The following is a 20616-nucleotide window of genomic DNA, read 5'->3' as shown; positions in this document are numbered from 1 at the left end:
CTCTGAAGTCTCTGGATGCCCGCCTTCGCGGGCATGACGATTTGGGGCAGACGCGGCGAAACCTATCTACCGTCATTCCCGCGAAAGCGGGAATCCAGGGCTTCATCGCGACATGACTTTGAAGCTTCTAGCGCCAGCCGCCGCGCCCAACTTCCGCATCAATCCAGGCGCTTCAACGCCTCCCCGACCGCACCCCCCAGCGCCCGAAGCCGCGCATCCCCGCTGCGCCCGGCCAGCCAATGCACCTGCAGCAGGAACGCGCGCAGATCGTGGCGGCGGCCCAGCCAACCGGCGTAGTCGTTGCGATCGAGCGCGCCGACCTTGGCGGCGAGCGCGGCGATCCAGGCCTGCCAGCGGTCGGCCGGCCAATCGGCGCGCGCGGCGGCGGCCAGCAGCGGCCGCGCCAGCCGCTCGGGTTCGCCGAACACGTAGGCATGGCCGGACGCCGGCACCGCCTGGGTGGCGATCGCGGCGATGAGGCGTTGTTGCTGCGCCGGTTTCAGCGCGGGATTCAGGCTCAGCTGCAACAGCCAGTCGGCGCCGTGGGCGACGCCGTGGCGCCAGCCCTCGCGCGGGTCGTAGCCGCGATAGTCGCGCACCGATTCCAGATAGGCCGTGGCATGCTCGACCATCGCCGCGCGTTCGTCGGCGCGCATCCACGGCGCGACGCGGTCGCTGCGCGCGATCTCGGACAGCGCCAGCGCGGCGAACGGCCGGGCGAAGCCGTCGGCGTCGGCGCCGTCGAGCGCGGCGTACAGCGACTCGCGCAGGTTGCGCAGCGTCGCCGGGTCGAAGTCGCCGGCGCGCAGCCACTGGCTCAGGGCGTCGAAGGCGATGCCGTCGCGCAGTTCCGGATCGGGATCGGACAGGCAGGCGAGCAGCGCCTGCGCCAGCGCGGGCTTGGCGGCGGGATCGGGCAGGGCGAACCGCTGCGCCTTGAGTTCGCGCAGCGCGGCGGCGTCGTAGCCCGCGGGCGGGCAGGGCGCGGCGAACAGCGGCGTCGCCAGCAGGCACAGGCTCAACGGCAGGGCGCGGCGCATCGGGAGTTCCCCAACGAAAACGGCGGCCCAGACTAGGCCGCCGTTTTCGTGCGCTGCAAGAGCCGCTTGGGCCACGCCCGACCGCGCAAGCGGCCCTTTCGCACTCGGGCCGGCTTTTGGGCTCAAGCCGGTTTACGCTCAGAGCCGCTTGCGCTCAGGTCAACACGTACTCAGTCCTGCTTACGCCCGGGGCAAGCAATGCTCAGTCCGGCTTGCGCCTGGGCCAAGCGACGCTCAGTCCGGCTCGCGTCCGTGCCAGGCAACGCTCAGCCCGGCTCATGCCCGGACCAGCCAGCGCTCAGTCCAGCTTCGCGCGCTGGCGCTTGAGCTCGTCCAGCATCCCGGTCCAATCGACCAGGCGCTTGCGCTCCTGCTCGACCACCGCCGCCGGCGCGTTCTGCACGAAGGTGTCGCTGGACAGCTTGGCTCGGGCCTTGGCGATCTCGCTGTCGACGTTCTTGATCGCCTTGTCCAGGCGCACGCGCTCGGCATCGAGCTTGTCCGCCGGCAGCGGCACCAGCAGGGTCAGCTCGCCGACCACCGCCGGCGCGGCCGGCGGCGCGGAGGCCGCGTCCTCGACGAATTCGATCCGGTCGAGCTTGGTCAAGAACTTGAGCGAGGCGTCGAAACGCGCGGCGCGCTCGCGGTCGGAGCTATCGCCTTTGGCCAGCAACAGCGAGACCTGATCCGACGGCTTGACGTTGAGCTCGCTGCGCACCTTGCGCAGCGCCGACACCATCGCCTTGAGCCATTCCACGTCGCCTTCGGCCCGGGCGAAATCGCCCTGCGCTTCGCCGGCGCGCGGATACGGCCGCAGCATCACCGTGGTCTCGGCAATGCCCAGCTTCGGCGCGATCTGCTGCCACAGCTCGTCGGTCACGAACGGAATCAGCGGATGCAGCAGCGACAGCAGGCGTTCGAGCACGTACAGCAGGGTGTGGCGGGTGCTGTCGGCGGCGGCGCGGTCCTCGCCCTGCAGCGCCGGCTTGGCCAGTTCGACGAACCAGTCGCAGTAGGCGTTCCAGGCGAATTCGTACAGGCACTGGGTCAGCAGGTCGAAGCGGTAGGCGGCGAAATGCTCGGCGGCCTCGGCCGCGGTCTTGTCCAGGCGCGCGAGGATCCAGCGCTCGGCGTCGGTCTGGGGCTGCGGCGCGCCGCTGAAGCTGGCGCCGTCGGTGTTCATCAGCACGAAGCGGGTAGCGTTCCACAGCTTGTTGCAGAAGTTCTTGTAGCCCTCGGCGCGGCCGAGGTCGAACTTGATGTCGCGGCCGTGGGTGGCCAGCGCGGCGATGGTGAAGCGCAGCGCGTCGGCGCCGAAGGCCGGGATGCCTTCGGGGAATTCCTTGCGCGTGGCCTTTTCGATCTTCTCGGCCATCTTCGGCTGCATCAGGCCCGAGGTGCGCTTGGCGACCAGCTCGTCCAGGGTGATGCCGTCGATCAGGTCCAGCGGGTCGAGCACGTTGCCCTTGGACTTGGACATCTTCTGCCCGTCCTTGTCGCGCACCAGGCCGTGGATGTAGACGTCCTTGAACGGCACCTCGCCGGTGAAGTGGTCGGTCAGCATGATCATGCGCGCGACCCAGAAGAAGATGATGTCGAAGCCGGTGACCAACACGCTGGTCGGCAGATAGCGCTCGTAGCCGCGCGCGCCCATCGCCGCCTCGTCCGGCCAGCCCATGGTGCTGAACGGCCACAGGCCGGAGGAGAACCAGGTCTCCAGCACGTCGTCGTCCTGGCGCAGCGCGACGTCCGCGCCGAGCCCGGCGCGCGCGCGCGCCTGCGCTTCGTCGCGGCCCACGTAAGCGTTGCCGGCCTCGTCGTACCACGCCGGAATGCGGTGGCCCCACCACAGCTGGCGGCTGATGCACCAGTCCTGGATGTTCTCCATCCAGTGGCGATAGGTGTTGATCCAGTTGCCCGGAACGAAGCGCACGTCGCCCTTCTCGACGATCTCCAGGCCGCGCGCGGCCAGGCCGTCCATCTTCACGAACCACTGGTCGGTCAGGTACGGCTCGATCACCTGATTGGTACGGTCGCCGCGCGGCACCTGCAGCTTGTGGTCCTTGGTTTCGACCAGCAGGCCCAGCGCTTCCAGATCGGCGAGCACGGCCTTGCGCGCTTCGAACCGGTCCAGGCCGACGTACTTGGCCGGCGCGTTGTCGTTGACCTTCGCTTCGGGGGTGAAGATGTTGATCAGCGGCAGGTCGTGGCGCTGGCCCACCGCGTAGTCGTTGAAGTCGTGCGCCGGGGTGACCTTGACCACGCCGGTGCCGAACTCGCGGTCGACGTAGGCGTCGGCGATGACCGGAATCTCGCGCTCGCTCAGCGGCAGCTTGACGGTCTTGCCGATCAGGTGCTGGTAGCGCTCATCGTCCGGGTGGACCATCACCGCGGTGTCGCCGAGCATGGTTTCCGGGCGCGTGGTCGCGACCACGAGCGTGGCGCTGCCGTCGGCGAGCGGGTAGCTGATCGACCACAGGAAGCCGTTCTCTTCCTCGTTGACGACTTCCAGGTCCGAGATCGCGGTCTTCAGCACCGGATCCCAGTTGACCAGGCGCTGGCCGCGGTAGATCAGGCCTTGCTCGTGCATGCGCACGAAGGCCTCGACCACCGCGGTGGAGGCGATCGGATCCATCGTGAACACCGAGCGCGACCAGTCGCCCGACGCGCCCAGGCGGCGCATCTGCCGCTCGATCACGCCGCCGGAATGCTGCTTCCATTCCCACACCTTCTCGATGAAGCCCTCGCGGCCCAGGCCGTCGCGGGTCAAGCCTTCCTGGCCGAGGTTGCGCGCCACCACCATCTCGGTGGCGATGCCGGCGTGGTCGGTGCCCATCTGCCACAGCGCGTCGCAGCCGAGCATGCGGTGGTAGCGGATCAGCGCGTCCTGCAGCGTGTGCTGGAACGCGTGGCCCATGTGCAGGGTGCCGGTGACGTTCGGCGGCGGCAGCAGGATGGTGTAGGCCGGGCCCTCGCCGCGCGGCTTGAATACGCCGCTGCTTTCCCACTGTTCGTACAGGCGGGCTTCGAACTGTTTGGGATCGTAGCTGGAGTCGAGGGACATGGTGTAGGTCGGTAGTGGAGGGGAAAAACGGGAGTGCGAAGGCGGGGAAAGCGGAAGCGGGGTTGGGGAACTGAGGGGAGCGAGGCAGAGCGTCCAAACCGACTCGAACCCACAGTTCCCCAACCCCGCTTCCGCTTTTCCCGCCTTTCAACCCCGACTACATATCGTGTTTGTTGAGCTGCAGGCCGCGCGCCTGGTACTGCTTCCAGCGCTCGCGCAGCGGGCCGCGCGCGCTGTCGTCGGCGGGCACCACTTCCAGCACGCGCTCGAAGCCGTCGGCCACCGCCGCGTCGCGCAGGTTGATCACCAGCGGGCGCAGCGCGGTATCGCTGTCGGGCGCGGCGATCAGCACTTCGGCTTCGTCCTCGTCTTCGTCCAGGCCGGCGATCTGGTGCGGGATGTAGGCGTCCTCGCCCATGTCCCACAGCAGGTCGTCGAGCTGCTCGGCCTGCTCGGCGCTGCGCGCCAGGATCAGGGTCGGCAGGTTGGCGGCGTGGGCCTTGCGCGCCAGCTCGCAGACCAACCGCAGCGGTTCTTCTTTGAAGCGCGGCGATTGGATGAGGTAGAAGTCGGCGCGGGGCATAAGGGTTTTGGAAGCGGGAAAGAGAGGAACCAGGGGAACAGGGATTGGGGAACGGAGCGGCGAGACCGCCATTCCCCGTCCCCGCTTTCCCTTTATTTCCTAGAACGCAACAGCATCAACCGCGCTCGAGCAGCCACTGCGACAACAGGCCGACCGGCCGGCCGGTCGCCAGGCCGCGCTTGCCTTCTTCATTCGAGACGCCGGCGATGTCCAGGTGCGCCCAGCGCTGGCCTTCGGTGAAGCGGGCCAGGAAGCAGCCGGCGGTGATCGCGCCGGCCCAGCGGCCGCCGATGTTGTAGACGTCGGCGAAGCTGGATTCGAGCTGGGTCTGGTATTCGTCCCACAGCGGCAGGCGCCAGGCGCGGTCGAACACCTGCTCGCCGGCGCCGAGCAGTTCGGCGGCGAGGTCGTCGTCCTTGCTCATCAGGCCGCTGGCGAACTTGCCTAGGGCGACCACGCAGGCGCCGGTCAGGGTGGCGACGTCGAGCAGGGCCTGCGGTTCGAAACGCTGCGCGTAGGTCAGCGCGTCGCACAGGATCAGGCGGCCTTCGGCGTCGGTGTTGCCGACTTCGATGGTCTTGCCGGACATGCTGGTGAGCACGTCGGACGGGCGGTAGGCGTCGGCGTCGGGCATGTTCTCCACCGCCGGCACGATCACCACCAGGTTGATCGGCAACTGCATGCCGACCGCCGACACGAACGCGCCCAGCACCGAGGCCGCGCCGCACATGTCGAACTTCATCTCCTCGATGCCGCCTTGCACCTTGAGGTTGATGCCGCCGGTGTCGAAGGTGATGCCCTTGCCGACCAGCACATACGGCTTGGCGTCGCCGCCGTTGTTGTACTTGAGCACGATGAGCTTGGGCGGATTGGCCGAGCCGCGCGCGACCGCGAGCAGCGAGCCCATGCCCAGTTCCTGCATCTGCGCGCGGTCGAGCACTTCGCACTCGGTGTTGGCGAAGCGGCCGGCGAATTCGCTGGCCTGCTCGGCCAGGTAGGCCGGGTTGCAGACGTTCGGCGGCAGGTTGCCGAGTTCGCGGGCGAACTGCACGCCGGCGGCGATGGCCTGGCCCTGGGCCAGCGCGGCGGCGTCGGCGCCGCTGATGGAGAGCTTGCGCAGGCCCGGCTCGTCCTTCTTCTTGCCGAGCGTGGCGGTGTAGCGGTAGCAGGCGTGGTCGGCGGCGATGGCGGCCTGGCGGATCGCCCAGGCGGCGTCGCGGCCGGCCACGGGCTCTTCGCTGAGGGTCAGCAGCGCGTGCGCGACCGGGCCGGCCTTGAGCGCGCGGGCCGCATCGCCCACCGCCTTGAGGTACTGGGCCACGCCGAACTTGCCCGGCTCGCCCAGGCCGACCACCAGCACGCGCGGCGAAGCCACGCCGGCGACGTCGTGCAGCAGCGCGGTCTTGCCGGTCTTGCCGCTGATGTCGCCGCGCTCCAGCAGCACGGTCAGGCGGCCGCCGCTGGCTTCATCCAGCGTTCGCGCGGCAGCGGTCAGGGTCTTGTCGGCGAAGGCGCCTACCACGACGCAATCGGTTTGGGCGGCGGCCGCAGCGTCGCGGTTCAGGTCGAATTCGAGGGTCATCCAACAGATTCCCGAGCAGATAGGTAGGTGAGTACGTACAATCGTCCGGCTGTGCCGGGGCCGATCCTGAGAACGCATGCCCTGCGGGCGGAACGCGGAACCGGCGGAGCGCCGGCGACGCGCAGTGCGGAAGGAATCGCGACCGGGCCCGGCCCGCCTGAGTATTCCGGAGCCGGATCCGACCGGCCTCCGGGCGACGAGGGCAGGCCCGCCGTCGAACGAACTCCCGAGTTTAAAGCAAGCCCGCCCGATGCCGAAGCCCATTCCGAAGCGCGCCCTCACGCCTCATGCAGAAGCTTGACCGATACCTGACCGGCGAATTCGCCCAGGCGATCTTCGCCACCCTGGTGGTGTTGCTGATCGTCTGCGTCGGCGGCGCGTTCACCGACGTGCTCGAGGACATCGCCAAGGGCAAGGTGCCGGCCGGGCTGATGCTGATCCAGCTGGGCCTGGTCCTGATCAAGTGGCTGCCGCTGATCCTGCCGCTGGCGCTGATGCTGGGCCTGATGCTGGGCATGGGCCGGCTGTACCGCGATTCGGAAATGCCGGTGATCGCCTCGGTCGGCGTCGGCCCGCGCCGGCTGCTCAAGCCGCTGCTGCTGGTGGCCGGGCCGATCGTGCTGGTGGTCGGCGCCTGCTCGCTGTGGCTCGGCCCCTGGGCCGACCGCTCCTCGCGCGAAATGATCAACGAGGCCAACCGCAGCCTGGTGGTGGCGGGCCTGGAGCCGGGCGCCTTCACCGGCCTGCCCAACGGCGGCGGGGTGATCTACGTCGGCGGCATGTCCAACGACGGCAAGAGCTTCGACCGGGTCTTCATCTACCGCAACAAGCCCGACCGGCGCGACATCACCACCTCCAGGACCGGGCGCCTGACCGTCGACGCCAGCGGCGAGCGCTACCTGACCCTGGACGACGGCTTCGAGGTCGAAGGCCCGGCCAACGGCGACCTCAACTACCGGCTGATGCGCTACAAGCGCAACGACGTGCTGCTGCCGGCCAACGAGGACCGCTACGACCCGAAATCGCCGGAAATGCTGACCACCCTGCAACTGGTCGGCGACCCGCGCCCGGAAGCCTGGGCCCAGCTCAACTACCGTCTGACCCCGCCGCTGCTGGCGCTGGCCTTCGCCCTGCTGGCGATTCCGCTGGCGCGCAGCACCCCGCGCCAGGCCCGCTACGGCAGCATGCTGATCGGCTTCCTGGCCTATCTGATCGGTTTCAACTTCATGATGATGGGCACCGGCTGGCTCGAGGACGGCAAGATCCCGAGCCTGCTCGGCCTGTGGTGGCTGAGCGTGCCGCTGCTGGCGGTGGCGCTGTGGATGTATCTGCGCGACGGCAGCCTCGGCCGGCGGAGGGTCGCGGCATGAAGCCGTTCCCGAAGATCCACGACATCTACGTCGGCCGGGTGGTGCTGAGCACCGTGCTGCTGACCTGGGCGGTGCTGCTGGGCCTGGATTTCATGCTCAGCTTCGTCGGCGAGTTCGGCGACATCGGCAAGGGCCGCTACGGAATCATGCAGGCGCTGGCCTACATGGCCCTGACCGTGCCGCGCCGCGCCTATGCGCTGTTCCCCTACGCCTCGGTGGTGGGTTCGCTGATGGCGCTGGGCCAGCTGGCCTCGACCTCGGAGCTAACCGTGCTGCGCGCGGTCGGCCTGTCGCGGCGCCGGCTCAGCCTGGCCGTGGCCGGCGCGCTGACCCTGCTGACCCTGGCGATGGTGATCAACGGCGAGACCCTGGCGCCGGAAGCCCAGCGCCGCGCCGAGGGCCTCAAGACCGCGGCCAAGTCCAACAACCAGGTGGTGGCCGAATACTCCGGCCTGTGGGCGCGCGAGGGCGACGTGATCCTCGCCGCCAGCCAGGGCCAGGAGCGCAGCCAGGGCGCCGACCGCTGGCTGGAACTGCGCAACGTCAACCTCTACCAGTTCGGCGCCGACGGCCGGCTGGCCTCGATCGCGGTCGCCGGCGTCGCCGAGCACCGCCCCGGCGGCTGGCTGCTGCGCGACGTCACCCGCACCACCTTCCACGAGAAATCGGCCGAGAAGAAGCACGTCGCCGAAGAGCGCTGGCAGTCCAGGCTCGACAGCTCGGCGCTGATGAGCGGCACCAACCGGCCGCGCTACCTCAGCGCCGCGGCCCTGCACAAGGCGATCGAAGACCGCCAGCGCAACCAGCTCGACGCGGCCGAGTTCGAAGCCCATTACTGGGGTCGCTGGTTCTATCCGCTCAACGTGCTGGCGTTGTGCCTGGCGGCGGTGCCGTTCGCGTTCGGCAGCCTGCGCAGCGGCGGCATGAGCAAGCGCTTGTTCATCGGCATCGTGTTCGCGCTGATGTTCTGGCTGCTGCAGAACCAGTTCGTCGAACTGGCCAAGGTGTTCCGCTTCGACTTCCGCCTGGCCTATCTGATGCCCACGGTGGTGATGCTGTCGGTGTCGGCGTTCTTGTTCCGAAGAAGGTCCGGCTAGCCCCTGCCTGCCGGTATCGCCTGGTAGGAGCGGCGCGAGCCGCGACCGCGCCACCGCGCCGGCCGGCGCGACTCCGCTTCCCGCGTAACGACGGACATCGCGGCCTGCGCCGCCGCTGAGGTTTCGCGGTCGCGGCTTGCGCCGCTCCTACAGGGGCGGTCGGGCATTCGCGGGCGCTCAGCGCGGGCGCTTGGGCCTGCGCACGGTGCGCGTGGCGCTGGCGCGGTCGTGCCAGGTCAGCCGGTCGCGGTCGAGCCACGCCCACCAGAAGCCCAGTCCGCCGAGCAGCAGCGACAGCGTGCCGACCGCGTAGCGCAGCCACAGCGCCTTCCAGCCCGGCGCGACGCCGTCGGCGCCGACCACGTACAACCGCCACGGCCGCATGCCCAGGGTCTGCCCGCCGCGGCGCCAGCTCAGCGTGGCGTAGCCGCCGGCGACCAGCCAGCACAGCGCCCATTCGACGAACCACCACGCGGTCAGCGGGCGGATGTTTTCGTGGGTGTCGTGCCCGGCGAGGGTGAACGACACCACCATGACCGCGCCGATCAGCATCCACAGCGCCAGCAGCGGCAGGAAGTCGTACAGCAGCGAGAGCAGGCGCCAGCCGATCAGGGCGGCGGGGCGGTCGGGCGGTGCGGCGGCGGTGGGTTCGGTCATCGCGGCAGGATAAAGGCAGGAGGTAGCGAATAGGAGTTAGGAGATAGCAAGGGCAGGGCACCGGGGCTGTTGCTCTTGCTATCTCCTAACTCCTATTCGCTACCTTCTGTCATCCACTATGTCCTGTTGTTCTAAGCTCCCGCCATGACCGCCACTCCCGCCGAACGCCGCACTCAGGCCATGGCCTTGCCGCCGCTGGAAACGGCCGACGCGGATGCGATCGCGGCGTTTCTCGACGCGATCTGGGCCGAAAGCGGCCTGGCCCAGCAGACCCTGCACAGCTACCGCCGCGATCTGGAAGGGCTGGCGCGCTGGCGCGACGGCCGCGGCCTGGCCGACGCCGACCGCGCGGCGCTGTTCGACTATCTGGCCTGGCGCACCCGCGAGGGCTATTCGCCGCGCAGCAACGCGCGCCTGCTGTCGGCGCTGCGCGCGTTCTACGCCTTCCGCCTGCGCCGCGGCCTGCGCCGCGACGACCCGACCGCGCTGCTGGCGCCGCCGAAGCTGCCGCGCTCGCTGCCCAAGGCGCTGGCCGAGACCCAGATCGACGCGCTGCTGGCCGCGCCCGACGCCGACACGCCGCTGGGCCTGCGCGACCGCGCCATGCTCGAGCTGATGTACGCCTGCGGCCTGCGCGTCAGCGAACTGGTGCATCTGCCGGCGACCGCGATCAACCTGCGCCAGGGCGTGTTGCGGGTGATGGGCAAGGGCAGCAAGGAACGGCTGGTGCCGCTGGGCGAGGAGGCGCAGCACTGGCTCGAGCGCTACCTGGCCCAGGCCCGGCCCAAGCTCGCGGGCAAGCGCGCGCTGGCGCCGCTGTTCCTCGAGGCCAGCGGCGAGGCGCCGAGCCGGCAGGCGTTCTGGCACCTGGTCAAGCGTTACGCCGCGCTGGCCGGGATCGACCCGGCCCGGATCAGCCCGCACGGCCTGCGCCACAGCTTCGCCACCCACCTGCTCAACCGCGGCGCCGACCTGCGCGCGCTGCAATTGCTGCTCGGCCACAGCTCGCTGTCGACCACCCAGATCTACACCCTGGTCGCGCGCGAGCAGCTCAAGCGCCTGCACGCCAGGCACCATCCGCGCGGCTAGGGCGGGCCGCGGGCCGTCCGGACCGCGGTCCGCCGTGGCGACAGGCAATCCGCGACCGGCGTCCAACGCCGGCGCCCCGCGCCGGCGTGACCCGGGTCGCGGAACACGAACTGCAAACCCCGGCCGTGCCACAATCGGCCGAACCTACTGTCCCCCGGGCGGTCCAACGCCCATTGCCTCCCGCCAAGGATTCTTTGCAGATGAAGCGCATCCTCTTCGCCGTGCTCGGCGCCATCAGCCTGTCCGCCTGCGCCCAGACGCCGCCGGGCGCCGCCGCGGCCGCCAAGGCCGATCCGGTCAAGCCGGCCGCCGAGGCCGTCGCCGGCACCGCTCCCAAGGTCGCCGCGGGCAGCGCCGACGCGCGCGCGGTCGAGGCGGTGCGCACGCTCAATCCCAAGGTCAACATCGACAAGGTCGGCGCCGCGCCGATGCCGGGCTTCCGCGAAGCCCTGGTCCAGGGCCAGGTGGTCTATGTCAGCGACGATGGCCGCTACCTGTTCCTGCCCGGTTCCGGGGGCGCCCTGTTCGACACCCAGGCCAAGCGCAACCTGATGGAAGACACCCTGGCCGGCATGCGCCGCGACCTGCTCAAGACCATCCCGGCCAGCGAGCGCATCGTGTTTGCCCCGGCCAATCCCAAGCACACCGTCACCGTGTTCACCGACGTGGAATGCGGCTACTGCCGCAAGCTGCACAGCGAGATCGCCGAGTACAACCGCCAGGGCATCGCGGTGGAATACCTGGCGTTCCCGCGCATGGGCATCGGCAGCGAGGACTACAAGAAGATGGTCTCGGTGTGGTGCGCGGCCGATCGCCGCAAGGCCCTGACCGACGCCAAGTCCGACCACGGCAGCGTCTCGTCCAAGCAGTGCAAGAACACGGTCGAGCAGCAGTACGAGGTCGGCCAGCGCGCCGGCCTGACCGGCACCCCGATGATCCTCAACGCCGACGGCGTCCAGCTCGGCGGCTACGTCCCGCCGGCGCAGCTGCGCGAGGCGCTGGACAAGCTGGCGGCCGAGTCCAAGACCGCGGCCAAGCCGACCGCGGCGGTCGCGACCCCGGTCGGCGGCCGCTAAACCCGTCCCGCTCGTTTCCCCCGAAAGGCCCGCCCCGCGGGCCTTTCGGCGTTTTGGCGCCGGTAACCCGCATGGCCCCCCTGTAGGAGCGGCGCAAGCCGCGACCGCGCCCCCTCGGCTTCGGCGCCAGCCCCGATGGACCGGCACGCGGCCAGAACCGAACTGCCCGCCGGACGGCGTGGCGGCGCGGTCGCGGCTTGCGCCGCTCCTACAGGGGGAGTGGTCGCAGCATCCGGGAGCCGAGCCGCGCCGGCCCTTCGGGTACAATGACGGGCCCTGCGTTGCACGGTTCTTCGGACATGATCGTCCTCGAGGGCCCCTCGGCCCTGTCTTCGTTCCGCCGCGAGCGGCTGCAAGCCCGCCTGTCCGCCCTCCATCCCGCCGTCCGCCTGCTCAATGCCTGGCCCGTGTACTGGGTCGAGCCCGAGCCCGGCCGCACGCCCGACGACGCCACCCTGCGCCGCATCCTGCAGGCCGAAGCCGGCGAGGCGCCGCGCGCGAGCGGGGCGGTGTCGCGCTATGCGACCCCGCGCCTGGGCACGCTGTCGCCGTGGGCCAGCAAGGCCACCGAGCTGCTGCGCGGCGCCGGCCAGCCGGTCAAGCGGGTCGAGCGCGGCCTGCGCTACGACCTCAGCGGCTGGCCCGACGATGCGCCGACCCAGGGCGCGCTGGCCAAGGTGCTGCACGACCCGATGACCCAGTCGCTGCTGGACACCCGCGACGACGCGGCCGCGCTGTTCGCGGTGCCCGCCCGCGGCGAACTCGAGCGCATCGCCCTGGACGATCTGGAAGCGGCCAACGCCCGCCTCGGCCTGGCCCTGGCCGAGGACGAGATCGCCTACCTGCGCGAACGCTACGCCGCGCTCGGCCGCGCGCCGGCCGACGTCGAACTGATGATGTTCGCCCAGGCCAACTCCGAGCACTGCCGGCACAAGATCTTCAACGCCTCCTGGACGCTCGACGGCCGCGACCAGCCGCAGTCGCTGTTCAAGATGATCAAGCACACCCACGCGCAGACGCCGGAGAACACGCTGTCGGCGTACAGCGACAACGCCGCGGTGGTGGAAGGCTATCCGGCGCGCCGGTTCCGCCCGCAGCCGGGCAGCCAGGCCTACGCGGCCGAGGCGCAGGTCGATTCGGCGTTCTGCATCAAGGTCGAAACCCACAACCACCCGACCGCAATTGCTCCCTTTCCAGGAGCAAGCACCGGCAACGGCGGCGAAATCCGCGACGAAGGCGCGACCGGCCGCGGCGGCCGTCCGAAGGCCGGTTTGTGCGGTTTCAGCGTTTCGCACCTGCGCATCCCGACCTTGCCGCAACCGTGGGAAGGCGAGCGCGCGCTCAATCCGCGCATGGCGCCGGCACTGGAGATCATGCTCGACGGCCCGATCGGCGCGGCGGCGTTCAACAACGAATTCGGCCGGCCCAACCTCAACGGCTACTTCCGCAGCTTCGAGCTCGACCAGGGCGCGATTACCCGCGCCTACGACAAGCCGATCATGCTCGCCGGCGGCCTCGGCGCGATCGACCGCGTGCAGGTGGCCAAGCTCGGCCTCAAGCCCGGCCATGCGGTGATCGTGCTCGGCGGCCCGGCGATGCTGATCGGCCTGGGCGGCGGCGCGGCCAGTTCGGTCGCGTCCGGCGACAGCGACGAATCGCTCGACTTCGCCAGCGTGCAGCGCGACAACCCGGAAATGGAGCGGCGCTGCCAGGAAGTCATCGACCGCTGCGTCGCGCTCGGCGCGGCCAATCCGATCGACAGCGCCCACGACGTCGGCGCCGGCGGCCTGTCCAACGCGATTCCCGAACTGCTGCACGACTCAGGTCTCGGCGGCGTGATCGATCTGGCGCGCGTGCCCAGCGACGATCCCTCGCTGTCGCCGATGCAGCTGTGGTGCAACGAATCGCAGGAACGCTACGTGCTCGGCCTGCCGGCCGACCGCGTCGCCGATTTCGCCGCGATCTGCGAACGCGAGCGTTGCCCGTTCGCGGTGGTCGGCTATGCCACCGCCGAGGAGCATCTGGTCGTCGGCTACGGCGCGACGGTCGAGAACGCGCGCGAAAGCGGCCGAGACTGGCCGATCGATCTGCCGATGGACGTGCTGTTCGGCAAGCCGCCGAAGATGCACCGCGACACCCGCCACCCCGCGCCCGCGCCGTGGCCGGAGCTGGACTGGAGCGGCCTGGACCTGCGCGACGCCGGCCTGCGCGTGCTCGCCCATCCGACCGTGGCGGCGAAGAACTTCCTCATCACCATCGGCGACCGCACCGTCGGCGGCCTGGTCGCGCGCGACCAAATGGTCGGCCCGTGGCAGCTGCCGGTGGCCGACTGCGCGATCACTTTCAGCGGCTTCGACGGCCATGTCGGCGAGGCGATGGCGATCGGCGAACGCACCCCGCTGGCCCTGCTCGACGCGGCCGCGGCCGCGCGCATGGCGGTCGGCGAGGCGATCACCAACCTGTGCGCGGCGCCGGTGGAATCGCTGAACCGGATCAAGCTGTCGGCGAACTGGATGGCGGCGGCCTCGCACCCGGGCGAAGACGCGTTGCTGTTCGACGCGGTCAAGGCCGTGGGCATGGAACTGTGCCCGGAACTCGAACTGAGCATCCCGGTCGGCAAGGATTCGCTGTCGATGCAGGCGCAGTGGGGCTCGGGCGACAGCGCCGGCAAGTCGGTGTCGCCGGTGTCGCTGATCGTCAGCGCGTTCGCGCCGGTGGTCGACGTGCGCCAGCAGCTCACCCCGCTGCTGTCGCGCGAAGCCGACACCGAGCTGTGGCTGATCGGCCTGGGCGCGGGCAAGCAGCGCCTGGGCGGTTCGGTGCTGGCGCAGGTGCATCCGCAGGCCGGCGCCGGCAACGCGTCGGACGGCAGCGGCCTGCCGGCGTTCGCCGGCGCGCCCGTCGACGGCGCCCGCCACAGCAGCGGCGTGCCCGACCTCGACAGCCCGCAGCGCCTGCGCGATTTCTTCGAACTGATCCGCGACGCGCGCGAAGCCGGCCTGCTGCTGGCCTACCACGACCGCAGCGACGGCGGCGCGTTCGCCGCGCTGGCGGAAATGGCGTTCTGCTCGCGCCTGGGCCTGGACATCAGCCTCGACGGCTGGGGCGAGGATCCGTTCCGCACCCTGTTCAACGAAGAGCTCGGCGCGATCGTGCAGATCCACGATGAAGACCGCGCGGTGTTCGCCGACCTGGTCGCGCGTCACGGTTTGATCGATTGCGCCCAGCGCATAGCCAAGCCGACCACGGCGCCGTCGGTGCGGGTCCGCGACGAAGGCAAGATCATCGTCGAATGGCGCTGGGACGAGCTGTTCGACGCGTGGTGGTCGACCAGCCACGCGCTGCAGAAGCTGCGCGACAACCCCGAGTGCGCCGACGAGGAGCGCGCGCTCGCGCGCGACTTCGCCGCGCCGGGGCTCAAGCCCAAGCTCGGCTTCGACCCGAACGAGGACATCGCCGCGCCGTTCGTCGGCACGGGCGCGCGGCCGAAGGTGGCGATCCTGCGCGAGCAGGGCGTCAACGGCCAGATCGAAATGGCCGCCGCGTTCGACCAGGCCGGCTTCGAAGCCTTCGACGTGCACATGAGCGACCTGATCTCGGGCCGCTTCGACCTCGCCGACTTCAAGGGCTTCGCCGCCTGCGGCGGCTTCAGCTACGGCGACGTGCTCGGCGCGGGCCGCGGCTGGGCCACCAGCATCCTGGAGCGCAGCGCGCTGCGCGAAGCCTTCGCCGCGTTCTTCGCGCGCGAGGACAGCTTCTCGCTGGGCGTGTGCAACGGCTGCCAGATGCTGGCCCAGCTCAAGCCGATCATCCCCGGCGCCGAGCACTGGCCGGTGTTCCTGCGCAACCGCAGCGAACAGTTCGAAGCGCGCCTGGGCCTGCTGGAAGTGGTCGAATCGCCGTCGCTGTTCCTGCGCGGCATGGCCGGCTCGCGCATCCCGGTCGCCATCGCCCACGGCGAAGGCCGCGCCAGCTTCGCCGACAACCTCGACCGCAGCGCGGCCGACATCGCGCTGCGCTACATCGACGGCGACGGCCGCGTGGCCGAGCGCTACCCGCTCAACCCCAACGGCTCGCCCGACGGCATCGCCGGCCTGAGCAGCCGCGACGGCCGCGCCACGATCATGATGCCGCACCCCGAACGCACCCTGCGCGCGGCCAACTTCAGCTGGGCGCCGAAGGACTGGGCGGGGGATTCGCCGTGGCTGCGGATGTTCCGCAATGCGCGGGTTTGGGTGGGGTGACGCGACGGCCGACGCGATAACCACGAACCGACGGGCGTCCGCGAGGGCGCCCGTTGTTTTTTGCTGAGGTTCGCCGGATGCGAAGCGGCGGGACCGGCCGCGATCGTTTTGGATTATTACGACGGTCCCTTGAAGGGATTCGCACAAGCGGCTTTCGGGGTCGATTGCTGTTACTTCGAGATCGTGGCCTGGACCCGATGGGACGATCGCCGCCTGTTTTCGGTGGTTCCCATCGAATCCGAAGCATTCGCCCGCATCGCCGATGCGCTGGCTATCGCCCGAGGCGGCGGTTCGCCCGTGCGCGGGCTGTCGCGATGGCGTTTCGCCGACCGGGCGACCGCGGCCGCGATGAACGCGCTGCTGCGCCGGTGCGCCGAGCAGGCCCGTGCGCCCGCGTTCGTATGCTTGACGACGGGCGCGCTCGCCGATTCCTCGATCCGCGTGGACACCGACGAGGCCCTGCGCGGACGCATCGGCGAAGCCCTGTCCAGCGGCCGGATATCCGACCTGCGCGGCTGGCGCGACCTCGTCGGTCCCCGGGACGCGCGATGAGCCGGCAACCGGCGCCGCCTCGGTGCGACGCCCAGGCAGCCACAACCGCTCATGGCCGGCAAGCCGTCGCCTGCTGCGACGACCGAAAGAAATGTGACCAGGGCTTTAAATCCGCCGCGGTGGTTTTCGTTCTCGCCTGCTGAAACGTGGATGGATTAACTTTTCGGTTTGTCCGGACGCGCTTGCGCCGGTCTTTTCGCGCTCTCGCCGGCACTGGCAAAGACCGCGATCGAAACTGCTAAAGTCAGGGCCCACTCGCGGGCTCGCGAGAATGTGATACGCAGGAGCGCGATGTGAATGCCGTAGCCCACAGTACCGATGCGCACGCCGGCCCCGAGGCGGGCACCGCCGACGACGGCCAGGCCGCCGTCGACGCGCGCATCGTCGACGCCCTGCTGGCCAAGGGCAGGCTCAAGGACGCCGACCTGATCCGCGCCCGGCGCCTGCAGGAGGAAACCGGCGGCAGCCTGCTGGCGCTGCTGGCCCGGCTCGGGCTGGTGTCCGAGCGCGACCACGCCGAGACCGTCGCGGCGGTGCTGGGGCTGCCCCTGGTCAGCGTCAAGGACGCGCCGGAGCTGCCGCCCGAGGGCGTCAGCCTGACCCCGAAGTTCATGAAGCAGTTCGCGCTGTGCCCGGTGGCCGAGAGCGAGACCCACGTCGATGTGCTGATGGCCGATCCGCAGGATGCCTACCAGCTCGACGCGCTGCGCCTGGCCAGCGGCGGCCGCCAGATCCGTCCGGCGGTGGCGCTGCGCGCCGAGGTCGGCGACCTGGTCGAGCGCTGGTTCGGCCAGGGCCGCAGCGCGATGGGCGCGATCGTGGAGACCGCCGAAGGCGACGGCAGCGGCGACCTCGACGACGTCGAGCACCTGCGCGACCTGGCCTCGGAAGCGCCGGTGATCCGGCTGGTGAACCTGGTGATCCAGCGCGCGGTCGAGCTGCGCGCCTCCGACATCCACATCGAGCCGTTCGAGAACCGGCTCAAGGTGCGCTACCGCATCGACGGCGTGCTGGCCGAGGGCGAGAGCCCGCCGGCCAACCTCACCGCCGCGGTGATCAGCCGCATCAAGATCATGGCCAAGCTCAACATCGCCGAGCGCCGCCTGCCGCAGGACGGCCGCATCATGCTGCGGGTGCAGGGCAAGGAGCTCGACCTGCGCGTGAGCACGGTGCCGACCGCGCACGGCGAGTCGGTGGTGATGCGATTGCTCGACCGCGAAACCGTGGTGTTCGATTTCTACAAGCTCGGCTTCACCGACGAGTTCCTGCCGCAGTTCCAGAAGGTGCTCGACCAGCCGCACGGGATCATGCTGGTGACCGGCCCGACCGGCTCGGGCAAGACCACCACGCTGTACACCGCGCTGAGCAAGCTCAACACCAGCGACGTCAAGATCATCACCGTCGAGGATCCGGTCGAGTACCAGATCGAGGGCATCAACCAGATCCAGGCCAAGCCGCAGATCGGCCTGGATTTCGCCCACGCCCTGCGCTCGATCGTGCGTCAGGACCCGGACATCATCATGATCGGCGAAATGCGCGATCTGGAGACGTGCAAGATCGCGATCCAGTCGGCGCTGACCGGCCACCTGGTGCTCAGCACGCTGCACACCAACAACGCCGCCGGCGGCATCACCCGCCTGCTCGACATGGGCGTGGAGGATTACCTGCTGACCTCGACCATCAACGGCATCCTGGCCCAGCGCCTGGTGCGCCGGCTGGAGCCGACCCACGCCGAGAAATACCTCGCTTCCCCCGAGGAAATCGAAAAATTCTCGCTGCGCCGCTACCAGCCCGAAGGCGATATCCACCTGTACCGCCCGCGCGGTTCGGCGGCCGCGCCCAGCGGCTACCACGGCCGCACCACGATCATGGAATTCCTGGTCATGAACGACGAACTGCGCCGCGCGGTGATGCGCCACGCCGGCATGGGCGAGATCGAGCAGATCGCGCGCGAGACCGCCGGCATGCGCACCATGTACGAGGACGGCATCGCCAAGGCGCTGGCCGGGCTGACCACGATCGAGGAAGTGCTGCGGGTGACCGAGGATGCTTGAGGTGGAGCGGGGGATCGAAAGCGGGATTGGGGGATGGGGAACCCTGATTGCGCCCCGAACTCGAACGGTTTCCAGTTCTGCGTCGTCCCTCGGTTCCCCAACCCCTGTCCCCTAATCCCGCTCCAGGCCCCATGCCCCTCTTCCACTACAAAGCCCTCAACGCCCGCGGCGAACTGCTCGACGGCCAGATGGAAGCCGCCAGCGGCGCCGAGGTCGTGCAGCGCCTGCAGGAGCAGGGGCATCTGCCGGTGGAGGCCAAGCTGGCCTCGGAGGCGGGCGCGGGTTCGAGCTGGCGCGGGCTGTTCAAGCCCAAGCCGTTCACCGGCGCGCGCCTGGTCCAGTTCACCCAGCAGTTGTCCACGCTGCTCGGCGCCGGCCAGCCGCTCGACCGCGCGCTGACCATCCTGCTCGACCTGCCCGAGGACGAAGCGGCCAAGAGCACCGTCGCCGACATCCGCGACGCGGTGCGCGGCGGCACCTCGCTGTCGGTGGCGCTGGAGCGCCAGCACGGCACGTTCTCGCGCCTGTACATCAACATGGTCCGCGCCGGCGAGGCCGGCGGCAATCTGCACGAAACCCTGGCGCGGCTCGACGATTACCTCGAACGCACCCGCCAGTTGCAGGGCCGGGTCATCAACGCGCTGATCTATCCGGCGATCCTGCTGCTGATGGTCGGCGGCAGCCTGCTGTTCCTGCTCGGCTACGTGGTGCCGCAGTTCGGCGCGATGTACGAAAGCCTCGACGCGCAGCTGCCGTTCTTCACCCAGATGGTGCTGTGGGCCGGCACCTTCGTGCGCGAGTGGTGGATCGTGCTGGTCGCGGTGCCGGCGCTGGCCGGGCTGTGGTTCGACCGCAAGCGCCGCGATCCGGCGTTCCGCGAAGCGCTGGACGAGTGGCTGCTCAAGCGCAAGTTCGTCGGCCCGCTGATCGGCAAGATCGAGACCGCGCGGCTGGCGCGCACGCTCGGCACCCTGGTGCGCAACGGCGTGCCGCTGATGACCGCGATCGGCATCGGCCGCAACGTGCTCAACAACCGCGTGCTCGCCGCCGATGTCGATGCCGCCGCCGAAGAGGTCAAGAACGGCGTGGCGCTGTCGACCGCGCTGGCCAAGGGCAAGCGGTTTCCGCGCCTGGCCCTGCAGATGATCCAGGTCGGCGAGGAGTCCGGCGCGCTCGACGCGATGCTGATGAAGACCGCCGAGACCTTCGAGCAGGACACCGGCATGGCCCTGGACCGCATGCTCGCCGCGCTGGTGCCGGTGGTGACCGTGGTCCTGGCCGGCATCGTCGGCACGGTGGTGATGGCGGTGCTGCTGCCGCTGTACGACCTCACCAACCAGATCGGCTGAGCATGGCCGCCCGCGCGTCGTCCGCCTTCGAGCTTGCGCCGCCCCGCGAACGCGGATTTGCCGCGCTGCATCACGTCTGCGCGCCTGTTCATGCGCGCGGCTTGAACGCAGCCTGTACCGCGGGCCGGACGCGGCGAACTTTGCAAATCGGCGCGGAACAGAATCCTTGCGACCCCGTCCGCGTTCGCGAGACGTTCACCCGCGAAGCCGGACGCGCCGCCCATCGCGGGCGGCCGTGCCGGCGCCGCAGTCTTTCCCTTTCCCTGCCACTGCAACCCAGGCAGTGCGCCACTGCCGCCAACAACGGATGACGACGACGATGCGCAACCTCCGCTCCATGACCCGCTCCCCGTCCCCGGCCCGCAAACAGCAGGGCATGAGCCTGATCGAGATCATCATCGTGATCGTGCTGATCGGCGCGGTGCTGGCCTTCGTCGGCAACCGCGTGCTCGGCGGCAAGGACCGCGGCGACTACAACCTCGCCAAGGGCCAGATCCAGACGCTGTCGGGCAAGATCGATTCGTTCCAGATGGACACCGGCCGCCTGCCCGGCACGCTGGAGGAACTGGTCAAGCAGCCGGCCGACGCCAGCGGCTGGCTCGGCCCGTACGCGAAGGAAGCCGAGCTGAAGGATCCGTGGGGCCACCCGATCGAGTACCGCCAGCCGGGCGAGAGCGGCCCCTACGACCTGGTCAGCTACGGCAAGGACGGCAAGCCGGGCGGCAGCAGCGTCGACGGCGACATCAAGAACAACAACTGAGCGCCGCGATAGATGCTCGCCGCGCGGCACAGTCCCTCCGCCCGCGGAGGGCGTCGGGGACCGGCCGCGAACGCGGTCGGCGCGCCCGCGCGCCGCACG

Annotated in this window: 14 protein-coding genes; 9 read left to right on the top strand and 5 right to left on the bottom strand. The window is 69.9% G+C overall.

Translation table 11 applies throughout. From position 1 onward, the window contains the following. Positions 1 to 158 precede the first annotated feature (158 nt). From A7A76_RS14150 to A7A76_RS14135, 4 genes are all read right to left on the bottom strand, one after another. Complete coding sequence (locus A7A76_RS14150; RefSeq protein ID WP_206411791.1) at positions 159 to 1040, bottom strand: DUF2785 domain-containing protein; 882 nt, start codon at positions 1038 to 1040, stop codon at positions 159 to 161. 298 nt (positions 1041 to 1338) lie between these two features. Then, positions 1339 to 4104 (bottom strand): valine--tRNA ligase, encoded by a 2766-nt coding sequence (locus tag A7A76_RS14145; protein WP_206411790.1) that lies wholly within the window; start codon positions 4102 to 4104, stop codon positions 1339 to 1341. A 157-nt stretch (positions 4105 to 4261) separates the two neighbouring features. Then, entirely contained in the window at positions 4262 to 4687 is a 426-nt protein-coding gene (locus A7A76_RS14140) for a DNA polymerase III subunit chi (RefSeq protein WP_206411789.1), read from the bottom strand. Positions 4688 to 4802: 115 nt separating this feature from the next. Further along, the gene (locus A7A76_RS14135) at positions 4803 to 6269 is read right to left on the bottom strand and encodes a leucyl aminopeptidase (protein WP_206411788.1); all 1467 of its coding nucleotides are present in this window, start codon (positions 6267 to 6269) and stop codon (positions 4803 to 4805) included. Between the two features lie 287 nt (positions 6270 to 6556). On the opposite strand from A7A76_RS14135, the gene lptF reads away from it, so the two are divergent. Together lptF and lptG are read left to right on the top strand one after the other, a co-directional pair. After that, on the top strand, positions 6557 to 7639 hold the full coding sequence (lptF, locus tag A7A76_RS14130) for an LPS export ABC transporter permease LptF (protein WP_206411787.1): 1083 nt from the start codon (positions 6557 to 6559) through the stop codon (positions 7637 to 7639). After that, positions 7636 to 8736, top strand: coding sequence for an LPS export ABC transporter permease LptG (gene lptG, locus A7A76_RS14125; RefSeq protein WP_206411786.1), 1101 nt, complete (start codon positions 7636 to 7638; stop codon positions 8734 to 8736). Before lptF ends, lptG begins: the two co-directional genes overlap by 4 nt. A gap of 177 nt (positions 8737 to 8913) precedes the next feature. On the opposite strand, the gene A7A76_RS14120 is transcribed toward lptG, so the two are convergent. Beyond that, on the bottom strand, positions 8914 to 9393 hold the full coding sequence (locus tag A7A76_RS14120; RefSeq protein ID WP_206411785.1) for an RDD family protein: 480 nt from the start codon (positions 9391 to 9393) through the stop codon (positions 8914 to 8916). Positions 9394 to 9537: 144 nt separating this feature from the next. Here A7A76_RS14120 and xerD point away from each other — a divergent pair, with 144 nt between their 5' ends. From xerD to gspG, 7 genes are all read left to right on the top strand, one after another. Further along, positions 9538 to 10482, top strand: coding sequence for a site-specific tyrosine recombinase XerD (gene xerD / locus A7A76_RS14115; RefSeq protein ID WP_206411784.1), 945 nt, complete (start codon positions 9538 to 9540; stop codon positions 10480 to 10482). Positions 10483 to 10682: 200 nt separating this feature from the next. Next, positions 10683 to 11558: a DsbC family protein gene (locus tag A7A76_RS14110; RefSeq protein ID WP_206411783.1), complete on the top strand. Its 876-nt coding sequence runs from the start codon at positions 10683 to 10685 to the stop codon at positions 11556 to 11558. Positions 11559 to 11857: 299 nt separating this feature from the next. Continuing rightward, positions 11858 to 15802, top strand: coding sequence for a phosphoribosylformylglycinamidine synthase (gene purL, locus A7A76_RS14105; protein ID WP_206411782.1), 3945 nt, complete (start codon positions 11858 to 11860; stop codon positions 15800 to 15802). Positions 15803 to 15910: 108 nt separating this feature from the next. Then, the gene (locus tag A7A76_RS14100; RefSeq protein WP_206411781.1) at positions 15911 to 16354 is read left to right on the top strand and encodes a hypothetical protein; all 444 of its coding nucleotides are present in this window, start codon (positions 15911 to 15913) and stop codon (positions 16352 to 16354) included. A gap of 380 nt (positions 16355 to 16734) precedes the next feature. Next, entirely contained in the window at positions 16735 to 18408 is a 1674-nt protein-coding gene (gspE, locus tag A7A76_RS14095; protein WP_343225337.1) for a type II secretion system ATPase GspE, read from the top strand. Positions 18409 to 18539: 131 nt separating this feature from the next. Then, entirely contained in the window at positions 18540 to 19757 is a 1218-nt protein-coding gene (gene xpsF, locus A7A76_RS14090) for a type II secretion system protein XpsF (RefSeq protein WP_206411779.1), read from the top strand. A gap of 319 nt (positions 19758 to 20076) precedes the next feature. After that, on the top strand, positions 20077 to 20517 hold the full coding sequence (gspG, locus tag A7A76_RS14085) for a type II secretion system major pseudopilin GspG (RefSeq protein WP_206411778.1): 441 nt from the start codon (positions 20077 to 20079) through the stop codon (positions 20515 to 20517). Positions 20518 to 20616 lie beyond the last annotated feature (99 nt).

Origin of the sequence: Lysobacter enzymogenes (genome assembly GCF_017168095.1) — a bacterium.
Lineage (GTDB): Bacteria > Pseudomonadota > Gammaproteobacteria > Xanthomonadales > Xanthomonadaceae > Lysobacter > Lysobacter enzymogenes_D.
This window is presented reverse-complemented; position numbering and strand designations above follow the sequence as displayed.